This window comes from Metabacillus litoralis (genome assembly GCF_007994985.1).
In the GTDB taxonomy this organism is placed as follows: Bacteria; Bacillota; Bacilli; order Bacillales; family Bacillaceae; genus Metabacillus; species Metabacillus litoralis.
In genome coordinates, this window is record NZ_VOQF01000005.1 from 162,580 (window position 1) to 180,312 (window position 17,733).

Consider the following 17,733-nt stretch of genomic DNA (forward strand, 5'->3'; position numbering starts at 1 on the left):
GTGGATGTTTGTCGCTTTTTGTCTAATCGAAGATAAATTCTAATAATCGAAGATAAAATCAGAAAATCGAAGATAAATTTCAAGAATCGAAGATAAATTCTCAAAATCGAAGATAAACATGAAATTCATGAGAAATCCGCAAAATTACAGAGCTATCCACAATTCAAAAAAGAGGTCTTCAATAGAGTAAGGTCAATCAAATAACCTAATAATAATCCTTAGACCAAAACGATCAACCGCATCAGATTCTATATTAACAACAATTAAATTATGTCATGAGTGTAATTGAAAAATTCGCATTTTCTATTGTTTGAATCTATATTGAAGGTGCATTTATAATTAAACTATGTCAATAACTCATGTTGAAACGAGTGATGGAAAATGATTGTTTCTGCAAGGGAGCGGCTTATTCTTCAGTATTTAATTGAAGAAGCCAATCAGGAGGTTACGATTAAAGAGCTCGCTGATGTTATAGATGTTAGTGAGAGAACGATTCATCGAGATTTAAAGAATGTTGAATCATTATTAAAGGAATTTAAGCTCGAATTAGTTAAGCGTGCTGGAATTGGAATCAAAATTGTTGGGAATGAAGCTAATTTTCATGAATTGAGAATTTCAATTCATAAGCAGGATTATAAGGAATATACCCCTGATGAGCGGATGATGGTGGCGTTTTGCACCTTATTAGATCATCAAGATCCGATGAAATTACAGACTCTCGCAAATGATCTTGGGGTGACAACAGCAACAATTAGTCATGATCTTGATAAAATGGAGCCATTTGTGCAAGAATATGGATTAACTTTAATTCGAAGAAGAGGCTATGGAATTGAGTTAACCGGTTCTGAAGAAGCAAAGCGAAAGGCAATAACAAGCCTAATATCAAACCGATTTGATGTTCCAGACTTTTTACGAATGGTCCGAGAAAATATTGATAGAAAATCAACAAACAAAATCGATTCAATTTCTGAACGACTTTTAGGGCTTGTAAAAAAGGATAAAATCATTGTGATTGAGAATTTGATTAATCAAATCAATTCTCGGTTACCATACCCCTTGGCAGATAGTTCTTATGTTGGATTGGTTGTACATCTTGCTCTTGCTATTGAGCGAATTCAACGTGGTGAGAAAATCACCATTAAAGAAGAATATCTTGATCAACTAAAAGACTCTCGTGAATTTACTTTTGCAGAAGAAATAGCAGAAAAACTAGAAAATACATTTAATATATCTATTCCACTTGATGAAAAAGGCTATATTACCATGCACTTAAGAGGTGCAAAGCTCAGATTTGAAGGAAAGCTCGATATTCAAGATGAAAATGTTGAGATTGCTTATCTTGTGCAACGTTTAATTGAGCAGGTGGAGCAGCTTACGAATAATAAACTACAAGATCAATCGCTATTTCAAGGTCTTCTTGCTCATCTTCAGCCAGCTATTTATCGTCTGAAGCAGGGTATGAAAATTACGAATCCACTTCTTCAGGAAATTAAGCGGGATTACCAAGAGCTGTTTGAGGTTATTCAGCAGGCAGTGAAAGTAACACTACCATTTGATAAAGTACCCGAGGAAGAAATAGGATATTTAGTTCTTCATTTTGGAGCTGCTTTGAATAAAAAGAAAGTTATTCGGAAATTAAAGGCTTTAGTTGTTTGTTCTAGTGGTATAGGAACATCAAAGATGCTTGTTACGCAAATTAATAATCAATTTCCTCATTTAACTGAACTGAGAAGTATTTCAGCTTTTGAATTAAGAGATATTGATCTTAACAATTATGATATTATTCTTTCTACCATTGCCATTGAGGAAATTTCCAGTGATTATTTGCTTGTTAGTCCGATCTTGACTCCACAGGAATTGGAAAGAATTAAAAAGTATATAGAAGGAAAAGGACTTGAGATTTCAGGAATAAGCTCTTTTGAAGAAAATAATCCGAAGGTAGAGCTAACTTTAAATTTTGAGCAATTTAAAGATTTTACCGCGAAATCTCACGTTTTGATACAGCTTTTAGAGGATATGGAGCTTTTCAAAATAGTTGATCGTGATGATGTTAGCTCAATTTTGAAGCCTGTAAGTAAAAGATTAAAAGAAAAAGGATTAGTTAAGAACGAGCAAGAAATTGTTGATGCTTTATTACAGAGAGAACAAATTGGTGGCCTAGCCATTCCTGAAACAAAGCTTGCCTTATTTCACGCAAGAAGTGAGACGGTGTTTAGACCTGGGTTTCATGTTCTTGACCTTGAAAAACCTAGAATTCTCCGAGCGATGGACAATGAAATGCTTGAAGTTTCAAGAATTCTTTTATTAATAGCACCAGAGGAAGCAACAAGTGAGGAACTTGAGCTTATGAGCTTTATAAGTGCGAGTATTATTGAATCTCGAGAAAGTATCGTCATGTTTGAAACAGCTACAAAAAGCAGTTTTATTCAATATATTAGTCAGAAATATTTCAAGAACTTTGTTCAAAATATAAGGAGTGTTTAAACAATGAGTATTTTAAATGCAGAAAACATTTTATTAAATCAAAATTATGAAAACAAAATAGATGCAATTAAAGCTACAGGACAAATTTTAGTAGAAAAAGGCTATGTAGAAGCAGCTTATATCGAGGCAATGCTACAACGAGAAGAATTATCTTCAACATTTATGGGGAATTTCGTTGCGATACCACACGGAACAGAAGATGCAAAAACATCTGTAATCAACTCAGGATTATCAGTTATCCAGGTTCCTGCAGGAGTTGATTTTGGCAATGGCAATATCGTAAAACTTCTCATTGGAATCGCAGGTAAAGGTGATGAGCACTTAGAAATTCTTTCTAAAATTGCGATTGTACTTTCTGAAGAAGAAAATGTAGAAAAACTAGTTCAAGCACAAACGAAAGAGGAAATTATTCAGCTTCTTAGCGAGGTGAACTAATTTGAAGGCAACTCACTTTGGTGCTGGTAATATTGGTCGCGGCTTTATCGGGCTTTTATTACATCAATCAGGATATCATGTTGAATTTGTTGATGTGAATGAAGCATTGATAGATGAACTTAATAAAGAAAAATCATATCGTGTGATTCTTGCAAATGAAGAAAAATATGAATTTTTCGTAGAAAATGTTTCAGGAATTAATAGTCAACAATCTCCCGATGCTGTGATAAATTCAATCGCAACAGCTGATATTGTTACTACAGCTGTAGGTCCACATATTTTGAAGTTTGTGGCTCCTTTGATTGCGGAAGGTTTAAAAAAGCGTAAGCAAGTTGGTGGTGGCTCCCTTAACATAATTGCTTGTGAAAATATGGTCGGAGGAAGCAGTGAGCTGCAAAAGCATGTTCTTGAAAAGCTTAATGATGAAGAAAAAGCTTGGGTCCTGGAGCATATTGGTTTTCCAAATTCAGCAGTAGATCGAATTGTACCAAATCAAAAAAATGAACGCTTATTAGATGTTCTTGTTGAACCATTTCATGAATGGGTCATTGATTCAACACAAATAAAAGGTGAACAACCAAATGTTGAAGAAGCATTATTTGTTGATAATCTATCAGCGTATATCGAGCGTAAGCTATTCACAGTGAACACAGGACACGCTGCAACTGCTTATTTAGGCAATCTTGCAGGCTTTTCAACAGTAGCAGATGCAATAGCAAATGAAGAAGTAAAAAAAGATGTTCTTGATACTCTTAAAGAAACGGGCAATGTGTTAGTTTCTAAATACGGTTTTAACGAAAATGAGCATCAAGCTTATATTCAAAAAATAATTGGTCGATTCGCTAATCCTTATATTGTAGATGATGTACAACGTGTTGGAAGAGCGCCTATTCGTAAGCTAGGACCAAAAGACCGTTTAGTGGCACCAGCTTTAGAATACTTAGAGAAATTCAAAGAAGCACCAGAGCATCTTGTAAAAGTAATCGTTGCCGCACTTCAATTCGTTTCCGAGGAAGATCAGGAATCAATTGATCTTAAGAAGATGATTGAGGAAAAAGGGGCAGCAGGTGCATTTAGCGAGATCACAGGGTTAGTTGTGGCTCATCCATTAGTGAAGGATGTAGAGAAGAAGATTTAATCGACAAAAACCGGGTGGTGACAGTCACCTGTATCTGCACCGATATCAATAAAAAATGTCGCCTATTTAAAGAAGGCGACATTTTTTTATTGGTGTTATTCGACAAAAATCGGGTAGTGACAGGCACCTATTTCTGCAAGTCTTCAGCACCTTGTGCAATTAAGTCAAATAGTTCTTCGATGTCTTCAGCTTCTACGCATGAGAATGCGATGCGCAGGTCTGTGGAGTTGATGGAGATTGTTCCGACACCGTATTTGTCTAGTAGGTGTAAGCGTAATTCTTCAGCGTTGATGCTGTGGAGCTTTAAGCACATGAAGTATCCTGAGTTGAATGGATAGTACGTCCAGTACTTTTGGAATTCTTCTTTGTTTAGCACTTCTTTTGTTTTGTCCGCACGGCTTTTCATTAACGCAAACTTTTGCTCTTTTTCTACATCAAACTCGTTTGATTGCAGTGATTGTAAAATAATCGATTGTGAAGGATGAGAGCTGCTTGAGATTGTTCCCCTGATAAGACCCTTCGTTTTTTGCTCAAGTGCATTTAGAATTGCCGCACTTTTACTTGCATAAGTGATAAAGCCTACACGAAATCCCCATACATAGTTTTCCTTCGTTGCTCCATCAATTTTAACTGGTAGTATTCTAGGATGAACATCAGCTAATAAGCTGAAAATTGATTCTGTCATTGAATCTTCATAAAATAATCCGAAATACGCATCATCAATTAGTGCAACAATGTTTAAGCCAGCTTCAGCAGCTTCAGTTAAAACAGATACAATTTCTTTTGCTTCTGATTCTAGTGGTGTGTAGCCTGTTGGATTATTAGGGAAGTTTAGTAAAACAACCACTTTACCAGCAGAACTGTGTGAATTTATAGCTTCTTTTAATCCAGCACTATTAAATCCTTCTGCTTCATTAAATAAAGGAAAAGTGGTAACTGTTCCCCCGCGACGAACTTTAAATGTTAAGTTGTAGTTGCCCCAATATTTATCAGGTAAAATAACGGGTGTACCTTCGTCAACAAATAAGTCAGCGGCAATACTTAAGCCATGTGTTAATGCGTTTGTTACGATTGGATTACCAACGATTTCACCATTTAAGCTTGGATTATCTTTTAGTATTTTCTTTTTCCACTCTGTACGTAGAGCTTCTTTTCCTTGTGGTGGTGCATAAGGGAAAAGGTCTTTAGCAGCGACTTTGTCTCCGAATAGATCTTGAATATGCTGAAAATGCATTGGTTCATTGTTTTCCGTTGCAATACCGATCGTCGCATTAAATCGATGTGCCTTTTTACCAGCTTCCGCTGATTGACTCAAAATACCCTTTGGATAAAACATTTCTTTTCCGAGCTGTGATAGCATATCGTACACATATTCATTTTCTTCTTTAACAGCTTGATTTAGCGCTTGAGCTAATTCATTCATGCTTTACTTCACCTCTATAATTAATAAGTATTTTGAAAATTCATTAAGTGATATTTTATCATAGTAAAGGTTGTTCTCACAGTGGTATTTCAACATTTTAGTGAAAATTAAAGACACAATTTGACACAAGTTTTTATGAGGAAACAAACGATCGTATTAAGCTTCTGTGATTGTTAGTAAATGAAACTTTTTATCACATAGTATTCATTCAGCAATTTCTAAGATAACCAGGTTTGCGCTAAAATATCTTATGACACTTTATGGAAAATAACCTTTGTTAGCATATAATATACTTAAGGATATAAGATAGCGATAGCCTTTACAAGTTAATTCATCATAAAGAAGCATGAACCTTTAAGCTTAGAAACGATTGAGGAGATATATAATGAATATTGTATCAGTGTTACTTGGTGTGATCATTGTTTTGAATATCTTATTTGCTGTTGTTGTGATTTTTCGGGAACGAAGAGATGCACCATCTTCATGGGCATGGCTGCTTGTGTTGTTTTTTATCCCAGTATTAGGTTTTTTATTGTATTTATTATTTGGGCAAAATTTAAGTCGATATCGGATGTTTCAATGGGAAGATCGTAAAAAGCTTGGCATTGAGAAATTATTAGCAACACAGCTAGAGCATATCAGAAACAATATGTTTGAGTTTCAAGCTGACACAGCGATACATCATAAACAACTTATTAATATGCATGTAACAAATAATGATGCTGTTTTAACAGAAGATAATAGTATTGATATTTTTACAGATGGAAATGAAAAATTTGATAAGCTTCTTCAAGATATTAATGAAGCAAAACATCATATTCATTTGCAATATTATATTTTAAAAAATGATCAGCTTGGTAAGCGGCTTCTTTCTGCATTAACAACAAAAGCAGAGGAGGGAGTAAAGGTTAGAGTTTTATATGATGATCTTGGATCGCGGGGCTTAAGGCCTTCATTTTTCCGTAAGCTTCGAGCTGCAGAAGGTGAAGTAGAAGTGTTTTTTCCATCAAAGTTAAGATGGATCAATTTGCGAATGAATTATCGTAATCATCGCAAGCTTGTGATCATTGATGGAAGCATTGGATATGTTGGTGGCTTCAATGTGGGTGATGAATATTTAAGCTTAAATCCTGCATTTGGCTATTGGCGTGACACACATTTACGTATTCAAGGAACAGCTGTACATGCGATTCAAACACGATTTATCCTTGATTGGAATCAAGCAACAGGAAAAAGATGTATTGCTTACTCACCAGAGCTATTTCCAAGTCCAGAAATGACCGGGAAAAGTAGTATGCAGATCGTGACAAGTGGTCCTGATTCTGAATGGGAGCAAATCAAAAATGGCTACATAAAAATGATTTCAACAGCGGAGAAATCAATTTATATACAAACACCCTATTTTATTCCTGATGCAAGTCTTTTAGATGCATTAAAAATAGCCTGCTTATCGGGTGTAAAGGTTGAATTAATGATTCCTAATAAACCAGATCACCCCTTTGTCTATTGGGCCACACTGTCATATGTTGGTGAATTATTAAATTCAGGAGCAAAGATCTACATTTATGATAACGGCTTTATTCATGCAAAAACAATAGTGGTTGATGATGAAATTTCCTCAGTCGGCACAGCCAATATTGATGTAAGAAGCTTTAAGCTGAATTTCGAAGTGAATGCTTTTATTTATGACCGAAATATTTCCTTGCAGCTTGTTGACGCTTTTCGGAAAGATGTGGCACTATCACGCGTTTTAACTCTAGAAGCTTATCTTCAAAGAACACGAAGAATTCGGTTCAAAGAATCTGTATCACGACTGCTGTCTCCGATTTTGTAATATTGCTCCCAATACTTTGGGGGCTTTTTTATGGTGTAATCTTTTTGTAATGAGTTGGTAGGGTGTTGCAGGTTTTGTCGAAAATAGTCTAATCGATGATATTTTCGCAGAATCGACGATAAATCCGAAAAATAGATGACAAATCCGGAAAATCGACGACAAATCAGAAAAATCCGAATCGAAGATAAAATGATTGCAGCCTGCTCGAGGTGTGAAAAAGATACACGTTTTAGCCATAAAGAGTGTTAAGTAAATAAGAGCTAACTTACTTTTACTAAAATTATTAAAGATTTAGTTAGTCTTAAGTGCATTTTGAATGAAAAGCCCTTTGATTAGTCCACTTTTAAAATAAGTAACTATATACATAGTTTGCTCGGCTATTAGTAAAAGTGGGCAGGTTTTGTCGAAAATAGTCTAATCGAAGATATTTTCGCAGAATCGACGATAAATCCGAAAAATCGATGACAAGTCCGGAAAATCGGCGATAAATCAGAAAAATCGGCGATAAATCAGAAAAATCGAAGATAAAATGATTGCAGCCTGCTCGAGGTGTGGAAAAGAAACACGTTTTAGCCATAAAGAGTGTTAAGTAAATAAGAGCTAACTTACTTTTACTAAAAATATTAAAGATTTAGTTAGCCTTAAGTGAATTTTTTAATAAAGAACCCCTTTAATTAGTCCAATTTTAATAAATAGCTATATTCATAGAAATAATGGATGGATTTCGTTGAACAGCCTACTTTTTCTTAAAAAATTTCAGTTAGTCCAAAGAGCCCTTTTAAATGAAAAGCCCTTTGATTAGTCAAAAAGCATTTACCAATAAATATTACATTGATTTTGCAGCACAACAAAAAAACTAGCGAATTCATATCCGCTAGTTACTTGCTCAAAGTTCGAAATAGTCTTTAATCTGATTTCGTAATGATCGCAGTTGCGATTTTTCGGGTATGTTGTTGATCATTCCTTGGATAACTGGGAGTCTAGGTTTATCTTTTTTGAGTTCTTCTTCGATCACTTCAAGTGTGATTGATAAATTTTCATCCTCTGTTTCTGAGATTGCTTTTGCTAGCTGTTGAAGCAGTGCATCTTTACTAGAAGTGATCAGTGGTTCTGAGTGCTTTGTGATCCAATCTAATGTAATAATTGGTTCTTCTTTAGATACTTTGTAGCCAGATGCTAAGTCATCCATTCGGTTCATGATATAGATTGATAGCTTTCTTACATCAATGGATGATTGTTCGAAAATAATTAACTTTAGATAAGACTGTATGATTCCTTGAAGGATGATGTTTAAGTCATACATATAGGCACTAATTGAGGTACCATATAGTCTTGTAAGTGATTGGTGATAGAGACTTCCGATTTCGTAGCCCATTTTTCGGATGAAATCTTCTACCTCTGTATTAATCGGTGTTGTTTGCTCTCTAAATTGCATAATAATAAAATCTTTGTGTCTATTGATTTCTTCAAATTGGATTGTAAGCTGATTTATGAATGCCTCTCGAGGATCTACACCTTCTATATCGATGGAGTCAATTTTTGATTTTATCATATTAAATTGGTACTTAAAGGCTGCAAGTAGTAAAGCATCTTTAGATTTAAAGTGAAGATAAAATGCTCCTTTAGACATTCCGCATGCATCAACAATTTCTTGAATAGATGTTGTTGAGTAGCCCTTTTTAGCAAATAATCTGCTACCTGCTTCGATGATCATTTTTTCTTTAGCATTCATGACAATCTCCTTTTAAGGATATTTACGTAGATTTTGTTGCATTTAGAAATCTAAAAGTAATAGCACTGTATATAGTTTTGTGGCATCTTTTCTTTCTAAAAATCGTTTCTTTTATAAGATAAAAGATTGTTTCTAACAAATTATGAGGTCTATTATCAACAATACTTCAGAAAAGATCCCCTATTAAAGCTTATCTATTTTAGTACCATTTATCTATCTGTTGTCACCTCTTTTTTGTAATTCATGACCATTCGTTCACAATTTACAAAAAGTTAATATGGTATTTACGATATATTCATTGACGAATGACCGACTAGTCATTTATATTATTATATATTGTGACCTAGTAGTCAATGATATTCGAAAAAACGGAGGGTAATATGAATAGCTTAATTAATTTTGTGCTTAAAAACAAGTTTGCAGTATGGCTGCTTACGATAATTGTATCTGTAGCCGGTTTATATTCTGGAATGAATATGAAGTTAGAAACAATCCCTAATATTACTACCCCAATTATCTCTGTTACAACCGTTTATCCAGGTGCAACTCCCCAAGAGGTAGCAGATAACGTAACAGAACCAATTGAACAAACAGTATCAAATTTAAATGGAGTGAGCGTTGTTAGTTCAAATTCATTCCAAAATGCATCATCCATTCAAATTGAATATGGATTTGAAAAGGATATGGATGAAGCAGAAGATGAGTTAAATAGTATTTTAGCAAAGCTTGAATTACCAGAGGGTACTAATGATCCTTCTGTTTCAAGAATTAGCTTAAATGCATTTCCTATCGTAGCATTAAGTATTGCTAATGATGATTTATCACTTGCAGAGCTTACAACAGAAGTAGAAGATAAAATTCTTCCAGCATTAAAAGGTGTTGATGGAGTTTCATCAGTTCAAGTTTCTGGTCAACAAGTGGAGGAAATAGAGTTTTCTTTTAATGAAGAGAAAATGAAAGAATATGGTCTTGATGAAGAAACTGTACAAAACATCATTAAAGGCGCAGATGTAAGTTTTCCTCTAGGATTATATACATTAGATGATACAGAGAAATCTGTTGTTGTTGATGGAAATATTACAAACTTAGAAGATTTGCAAAACCTAGAAATACCTGTTATACCTTCAGCTGGTGCAGCACAGCAAGGAATGATGCCTAGTGAGCAACAAGCTGGTATGACTGGTCAGTCACAAGCTGGTGCAGAAGCTGCTAATCAAGCACAAGCACCTCAATCAATTGAATTACCAACTGTTAAGTTATCAGAAATTGCGAACATTGAATTAGTTGGAAAAGCAGAATCTATTTCAAGAACAAATGGTAAAGAAGCAATTGGAATTCAAATTGTGAAATCTGCTGATGCAAACACGGTTGATGTGGCAAAAGAAGTAGCAGCAGAGTTAGCTGATTTTGAAGAAGAGATGTCAGGCTTAGACGTTGTGTATACACTAGATCAAGCAACGCCGATCGAAGAATCTGTTCATACAATGTTAAGTAAAGCGTTATTTGGAGCTCTTTTTGCAGTTGTGATTATTCTCTTATTTTTAAGAGATATTAAATCAACATTAATTTCAATCATCTCAATACCGTTATCACTATTAATCGCGATTGTTCTTTTAAACCAAATGGATATCACGCTTAATATGATGACATTAGGGGCAATGACAGTTGCTATCGGCCGTGTTGTTGATGACTCGATCGTAGTTATAGAAAATATCTATAGAAGAATGTCTCTAAAAGGTGAAGTATTAAAAGGAAAAGCACTTGTTCGTGAAGCAACGAAGGAAATGTTTATACCGATTATGTCTTCAACGATCGTTACAATTGCGGTATTCCTTCCATTAGCATTAGTAAAAGGAATGATTGGTGAGTTATTCTTACCATTTGCTTTAACAATGGTATTTGCGCTATTAGCATCATTATTAGTAGCCGTAACAATTGTACCAATGATGGCACATAGCTTATTTAAGAAAAATTTATATGGTGAAGGCAAACAGCTGAAACAACATGATGATAAACCTGGAAAGCTTGCGGGGGCTTATCGAAAGATTTTAGAATGGACCTTAAATCATAAAATTATTACATCAGCGATTGCGATTTTAATGCTAGTTGGAAGCTTATTCTTAGTGCCGGTTATTGGTGTTAGTTTCTTATCATCTGAAGAAGAAAAGATGATGATGGTTACCTACAAACCAGAGCCTGGTGAAACAAGAGAACAAGCAGAAGAAATGACAGAAGTTGCAGAGAAATTCTTCCTAGATCGTGAACGTGAACATGTGAAAACAGTTCAGTTTTCTTTAGGAAGTGAAAATCCAATGAATCCTGGTGATACAAATAGTGCTTTATTCTTTGTAGAGTATGAAGATGACACACCAAACTTTACTGAAGAAAAAGAAAAGGTTATTGCAGATTTAACAGAAGAAGCATCTGGTGGTGGAGAATGGGCTTCACAAGACTTTGCATCTGCTGGAGCTAGCAATGCAATCACAATGTTTGTTTATGGTAATAGCATCGAAGACATTACACCTGTAGTTAATGACATTGAAGACATTATGAAAGATAATGACAATCTAAAAAATGTTGAAACAAGTATGTCTGAAACATATGAAGAGTACACATTTGTGGCAAATCAAGAGGAATTAAGCAAGCTTGGTTTATCAGCAGCACAAATTGGGATGGAGCTAAGTCCGACAAGAGAGCGTCCTGTTTTAACTAAGATTGAAAAAGACGGAGAAGAAGTAAATGTCTATCTTCAAGTGGAAGAAGAAGAATACGAATCTGTTGATGATTTAACAGAAAAAACAATTACCTCACCGTTAGGTCAAACAGTAAAAATTGGTGATGTTGTCGAAGTGAAAGAAGGCGAAACATCTAATACTGTAACAAGACGTGATGGTAAAATTTACGTTCAAGTTTCAGGAGAAATTAAAACAGATGATGTTGCTAAGGTTTCATCTGATGTACAAACAAAGGTTAGCGATTTAGATATAGATTCATCTATTGAAGTGAATATGGGTGGAGTAACGGAAGATATCCAAGAATCATTTACTCAATTAGGATTAGCGATGCTTGCAGCAATTGCAATTGTATACCTTATCCTTGTTATAACATTTGGTGGCGGATTAGCACCACTTGCGATTCTGTTCTCACTTCCATTTACAATCATTGGAGCACTTGTAGGATTATTGATTGCAGGTGAAACATTGAGTGTGAATGCAATGATTGGTGCGTTAATGCTAATCGGTATTGTTGTAACAAATGCGATTGTATTAATTGACCGCGTTATTCATAAAGAAAAAGAAGGCTTAAGTACACGTGAAGCATTGCTAGAAGCGGGTACAACTCGATTACGTCCTATCCTTATGACAGCTATTGCAACAATTGGAGCGTTAATTCCATTAGCTCTAGGTCTTGAAGGAAGTGGAATGATCTCTAAAGGTCTAGGTGTAACAGTAATCGGTGGTCTTACAAGTTCAACATTGTTAACACTTGTCATTGTACCGATCGTGTATGAAATGCTTAGTAAATTTAGAAAAAACAAATCATTAGTTGAAGAAGAATAAACAATGCAGGCCTGACAATTGTCAGGTCTTTTTTTTGTGTTTGAAAAAAATATCGTCTCCTTTGTTCAACTAACTAGCACTCGGCATATTAGCATAATCAAAATATAGTGAAAAACATGACAAAAAAGGTATTGCCTCAACTATTCAATGATGGTAATATAAAAATCAACTAAATAGTATAACACATTAATATTATTGTATAACTTATTATTGGGTGTATGGAGGTTTAATGTGACGAAAACTGTATATGTTGTGTCTGATTCAGTTGGAGAAACAGCTGAGTTATTAGTAAAAGCTGTAGCAAGCCAGTTTAATGGTGGAGTAGTTGAGATTCAGCATTTTTCATATGTACAGAATATTGAAGATCTGGAACTAATACTTACTCAAGCGAAAAATAATGATGCGATTATCGCATATACGATTGTTGTTCCGTTTTTAAAGCAATTTCTTGATGAAAAAGCTAAAGAAGAAGGAATTTTCGCTGTGGATTTACTGAATCCCCTTATGCAGGCTTTTCGTGCAAAGTTTAATAGTGAACCAAAAAGTGAACCTGGCTTAATGAGAAAATTAGATGAAAACTATTTTAGAAGAGTTGAAGCAATTGAGTTTGCTGTTAAGTATGATGATGGTCAAGATGTAAGAGGAATTAGACATGCAGATATTGTTTTAATCGGTGTTTCGCGGACTTCAAAGACACCGCTTTCAATGTATTTGGCTAACAAGATATTTAAGGTTGCCAATGTTCCGTTAGTTCCAGAAATCGCTCCACCTGAAGAACTGTTCAACATACCAAAAAACAAATGCGTTGGTTTAGTTATTACACCAAATAAATTGAATGAAATCCGCATCGAACGACTGAAAAATTTAGGTTTAACAGCACAAGCTAATTATGCGAATTTAGGTCGTATTCTTGAAGAGTTGGATTATGCTGAAAAAATTATGAAGCGCATAGGCTGTCCTGTTATTAATGTTTCGAATAAAGCTGTTGAAGAAACAGCTGATGTTATATTAGCGATGTTCAAAAAGAGAGGGGTATGACTTGATGAATAAATTTGTTTATATGTTTAATGAAGGAAACAGTAATCAAAAAGAGCTTTTAGGAGGAAAGGGTGCCAACCTGGCTGAAATGACTAGAATTGGTTTACCTGTTCCATTTGGCTTTACTATATCAACGAAGGCATGCCTTTCTTATTATGAACTTGGTCAATCTACTTCAGTAGAATTAGAGTTTCAAATCTTAGAAGCTCTTAAAAAGCTAGAAAAAGAAACAGAAAAAAAACTTGGTGATCCAACAAACCCTTTGTTGGTTTCTGTAAGATCTGGTGCCGTTCATTCCATGCCAGGAATGATGGATACGGTTTTGAATCTAGGAATGAATGATGAAACAGCCCAAGGATTAGCACAGTTAACAAATAATCCTCGTTTTGCATTTGATTGCTACAGAAGATTTATTCAGATGTTTAGTGATGTTGTACTAAAGGTAGATGCTTTTTATTTTGAACAGTGTGTGGAAGAAACAAGAGAGGAAAAAGGGTATAGATCAGATCCTGAAATGTCTGCAGATGACTGGAAGGAAGTTATTGAGAAATACAAGGGAATTGTGAAAAAACATTGTAAAAGAATGTTTCCTCAAGATCCTAAGGAGCAGTTATTTCTTGCGATAAATGCCGTGTTTGATTCTTGGAATAATCAACGTGCTGTCGTTTATCGCCGTCTCCAAAATATCCCAGGTGACTTAGGTACTGCTGTTAACATCCAAAGTATGGTTTTTGGTAATATGGGCAATGATTCTGGAACTGGTGTTGCTTTTACTCGTAATCCTTCCACAGGTGAAGCAAAGCTTTATGGAGAATACTTAATTAACGCACAAGGTGAAGATGTTGTTGCAGGCATTCGAACTCCTCAACCAATTGCTACTTTACAAGATGAAATGCCTACTGTTTATCAGCAATTCATCGATACATCTGAGTTACTTGAAACGCATTATAAAGATATGCAAGATATTGAATTTACAGTAGAACGTGGACAACTTTTTATTCTCCAAACTAGAACTGGCAAGAGAACTGCACAAGCAGCGATTCGAATTGCAGTTGAAATGGTAAAAGAAAACATCATCTCTAAGCAGGAAGCTATTTTACGAGTGGATCCAGATCAATTAAATCAATTGCTTCATCGTCAAATAGATGACTCTACTGATAAAACACTACTTACAAAAGGGTTACCAGCTTCTCCTGGAGCGGCGACAGGTCAAGTTGTGTTTACGGCAGATGATGCAGAAAAGTTAACACACGATCATAAAAAGGTTATTCTTGTTCGACCAGAAACAACACCAGATGATATTCATGGAATGATTGCTTCACAAGCAACGGTGACTAGTCGTGGAGGGATGACTAGTCATGCTGCAGTTGTGGCAAGAGGAATGGGCAAGGCGTGTATTTGCGGATGTGAAGCTTTGTCTATTAATTTGAAGCAAAAGCACTTTTCAGTAGGAGATATTGTGATAAATGAAGGAGACATTATTACGGTTGACGGCTCTACTGGTGAAATTTTTTTAGGTGAAATAAAGATGATTGAGCCAGGGTTATCTGATGAGTTTCAATTATTATTAACATGGGCAGATGAAGAACGAAAGCTAGGAGTTCGAGCAAATGCGGATAATCCAGAAGATGCTAAAAAGGCTCTTGAATTTGGCGCGGGTGGAATCGGGCTTTGTCGAACAGAGCATATGTTTATGGATCCCAAGCGAATTCCAATTGTTCAGGAAATGATTTTGGCTGAAACGAATGAAGAGCGGAATAAAGCACTAGCTAAGCTGCTACCAATGCAACAAGAGGATTTTGAAGGAATCTTTGAAGCGATGAATGGAAATCCTGTAACAATTCGTTTGTTAGATCCGCCATTACATGAATTTTTACCTGATAAAGATGAATTACTTGTAGAAGTTACAAAATTAAGGATGATTAACACACCTTCAACAGAGCTTAATGAAAAAGAAAGGCTTTTACGAAAGGTACGTCAATTGCACGAATTTAACCCAATGCTCGGACACAGAGGCTGTAGATTAGGTATGATTTTTCCTGAGATATATGTGATGCAAGCAAAAGCGATTTTTTATGCGATTACAAAAGTAACTGCAAGAGGGTTCAAAGTAAAACCAGAAATTATGATTCCTTTGGTTGGACATGTAAATGAGTTAAAAGAAATGAGAAACCTAGTTCAAAGTGCAGAAATGCTAGTATCAGATGAAACAGGCCAATCATACTCTTATCTGATTGGCACAATGATAGAAGTACCACGGGCAGCATTAACTGCTGATTCCATTGCAGAAGAAGCCGACTTTTTCTCTTTTGGTACAAATGACTTAACACAAACAACATTTGGATACAGTCGTGATGATGCAGAAGGCAAATTTCTTCAAGCCTATATTGACCAAAAAATACTCCAAGAAAACCCGTTTTCTACCCTTGATGTCGAAGGAGTTGGAAAGCTCGTTGAAACAGGTGTAAAGCTTGGAAAACAAACAAAACCGAGCTTGAAAACTGGCATTTGTGGAGAACATGGTGGAGAAAAGAAATCCATTCAATTTTGCCATGAAGTAGGCTTAGATTATGTTAGCTGCTCACCATACCGAGTCCCACTAGCTCGACTAGCAGCAGCACAAGCAAATATTCGGCATTCGCAGGTTGAACAAGCGCTCCAAGTTCAATTGTGATTTTGAAGAGAGATTTCTTTCGGCTTATTATGAACATTTAAACTGTGGAAATTTGCAAAGCTTGTAAAAACAGCCTTATATGTTCCGATTAGAGTGCAAAAAAGTAAATTAAAATAAGAATAAACGCGTGAATTCACGCGTTTATTTTTATTGATTTTACAACGTTTTAAACTACTTTCTCTAATTTTATAGCCATAACACAATGTGTTGAACATTGAGCACTTATTTGGAAACAGGCTTAATTGGATTTTAGTATATAGATTATAAATGATTTTTAAGAGATTCAGTGAGAAGATACATCTATTAAAAATAAATAAGAAGTAATATATAATTCCAATGGTCGAAATGAATTATTGATATCCACTATTAAGATAAACTTAGTGAAATGTAGCGGAAGACACTCGACTCCTACGGGAATAGAGGAAAGGCTGAGACCCCGCAAGCGTAGCTGAGGAGACTCAGCTTCCTCCCCGTGGAAAGCGAGTGTCTGCAGCGCAATGGAACGAACTAGATTCTACGATTAACTACAATTTTTACCTCTTCAGTACTTTTCACAAAGGTTCCAACTCCAACCATAAAATCTCCTTAATAATTTCATAGCGAAATCCCATAAGATAAGCTACAATTCTATTAATCTTACTCGACTTTTCATCAGCAGCGTTTTGCTCGAAAATATAGGGTGATAAGGGGCACTACTTTCAAAAAAATCAGGATAGTAGTCATGTTTATTTCTTTTTGCACGTACTCTAATTACAGGACAAGTTGTTGATGGGGGAAAATGTTATGGTATTTTCAAAGGGGAAGAAAGATAAATTTTCAGAGCTGTTATTAAAAATTACGAACAATTTACAGCAAACAACAAAATATTGTTTAAAACAAAAAATAACGAACCATCATGAATTACAGTTATTCTTAGAAACTGTAAAAGAGTTTGAAACAACAGGAGATTCGTTCATACATATCATTACAAAAGAACTGAATTCAACATTCATTACTCCTATTGATCGGGAAGATATTTTGCAGCTGGCTGTTGATTTAGATGATATTTTAGATGGTATCGAGCATATTGCTGCTTTACTTGAAATGTACTCTGTTACAAATTTGACAGAGCATATGAAAAAGTTCATTGTCATTATTGATCAATGTTCAATAGAAATTTCACATGCTATTGAATGTTTGTCACAAAAGAAATTACAAGAAATCTCACCATACTCTTTAAAAATAAAAGAACTTGAATCTAATAGTGATAATTTATTGCGATTAGCGGTTAAAAATTTATTTGCTGTAGTGAAAGATCCTATTAAAATTATTCAACACAAAGATATTTACGAATCATTAGAAGGTATTGTGGATGATTGTCGTAAAGTTTCAAATACACTAGATAGCATTGTAATGAAAAATGCGTAGAGGTCGAC

General features: G+C 35.0%; 10 protein-coding genes. 8 read left to right on the forward strand and 2 right to left on the reverse strand.

The window, feature by feature from the left end:
• The first annotated feature begins 381 nt into the window (after positions 1–381).
• From FS935_RS08940 to FS935_RS08950, 3 genes are read left to right on the forward strand one after another with little or no spacing between them, the layout of a single operon-like run.
• Entirely contained in the window at positions 382–2,484 is a 2,103-nt protein-coding gene (locus FS935_RS08940; RefSeq protein ID WP_146947700.1) for a BglG family transcription antiterminator, read from the forward strand.
• A gap of 3 nt (positions 2,485–2,487) precedes the next feature.
• Positions 2,488–2,919: a PTS mannitol transporter subunit IIA gene (locus FS935_RS08945; protein WP_146947702.1), complete on the forward strand. Its 432-nt coding sequence runs from the start codon at positions 2,488–2,490 to the stop codon at positions 2,917–2,919.
• A 1-nt stretch (position 2,920) separates the two neighbouring features.
• Entirely contained in the window at positions 2,921–4,057 is a 1,137-nt protein-coding gene (locus FS935_RS08950) for a mannitol-1-phosphate 5-dehydrogenase (protein ID WP_146947704.1), read from the forward strand.
• A gap of 127 nt (positions 4,058–4,184) precedes the next feature.
• Here FS935_RS08950 and FS935_RS08955 read toward each other — a convergent pair whose 3' ends face one another.
• Positions 4,185–5,480 (reverse strand): aminotransferase class I/II-fold pyridoxal phosphate-dependent enzyme, encoded by a 1,296-nt coding sequence (locus FS935_RS08955; RefSeq protein WP_146947706.1) that lies wholly within the window; start codon positions 5,478–5,480, stop codon positions 4,185–4,187.
• 385 nt (positions 5,481–5,865) lie between these two features.
• Between FS935_RS08955 and cls the strand changes: the two genes are divergently transcribed.
• Positions 5,866–7,314 carry a cardiolipin synthase gene (gene cls, locus FS935_RS08960; protein ID WP_146947708.1) on the forward strand — a complete coding sequence of 483 codons (1,449 nt, stop codon included), beginning with the start codon at positions 5,866–5,868 and terminating at the stop codon, positions 7,312–7,314.
• Between the two features lie 886 nt (positions 7,315–8,200).
• Here the strand turns inward: cls and FS935_RS08965 are convergent.
• The gene (locus tag FS935_RS08965; RefSeq protein ID WP_146947709.1) at positions 8,201–9,046 is read right to left on the reverse strand and encodes a TetR/AcrR family transcriptional regulator; all 846 of its coding nucleotides are present in this window, start codon (positions 9,044–9,046) and stop codon (positions 8,201–8,203) included.
• 380 nt (positions 9,047–9,426) lie between these two features.
• On the opposite strand from FS935_RS08965, the gene FS935_RS08970 reads away from it, so the two are divergent.
• The 4 genes from FS935_RS08970 (at position 9,427) to FS935_RS08985 (ending at position 17,725) form a co-directional block, all read left to right on the forward strand.
• On the forward strand, positions 9,427–12,606 hold the full coding sequence (locus FS935_RS08970) for an efflux RND transporter permease subunit (RefSeq protein WP_146947711.1): 3,180 nt from the start codon (positions 9,427–9,429) through the stop codon (positions 12,604–12,606).
• 231 nt (positions 12,607–12,837) lie between these two features.
• On the forward strand, positions 12,838–13,644 hold the full coding sequence (locus FS935_RS08975) for a pyruvate, water dikinase regulatory protein (protein ID WP_146947713.1): 807 nt from the start codon (positions 12,838–12,840) through the stop codon (positions 13,642–13,644).
• 4 nt (positions 13,645–13,648) lie between these two features.
• A complete protein-coding gene (gene ppdK, locus FS935_RS08980; protein WP_146947715.1) occupies positions 13,649–16,318 on the forward strand; it encodes a pyruvate, phosphate dikinase in 2,670 nt (889 codons plus the stop codon).
• A gap of 783 nt (positions 16,319–17,101) precedes the next feature.
• Positions 17,102–17,725 (forward strand): DUF47 domain-containing protein, encoded by a 624-nt coding sequence (locus tag FS935_RS08985; protein WP_146947717.1) that lies wholly within the window; start codon positions 17,102–17,104, stop codon positions 17,723–17,725.
• The last annotated feature ends 8 nt before the right edge of the window (positions 17,726–17,733 follow it).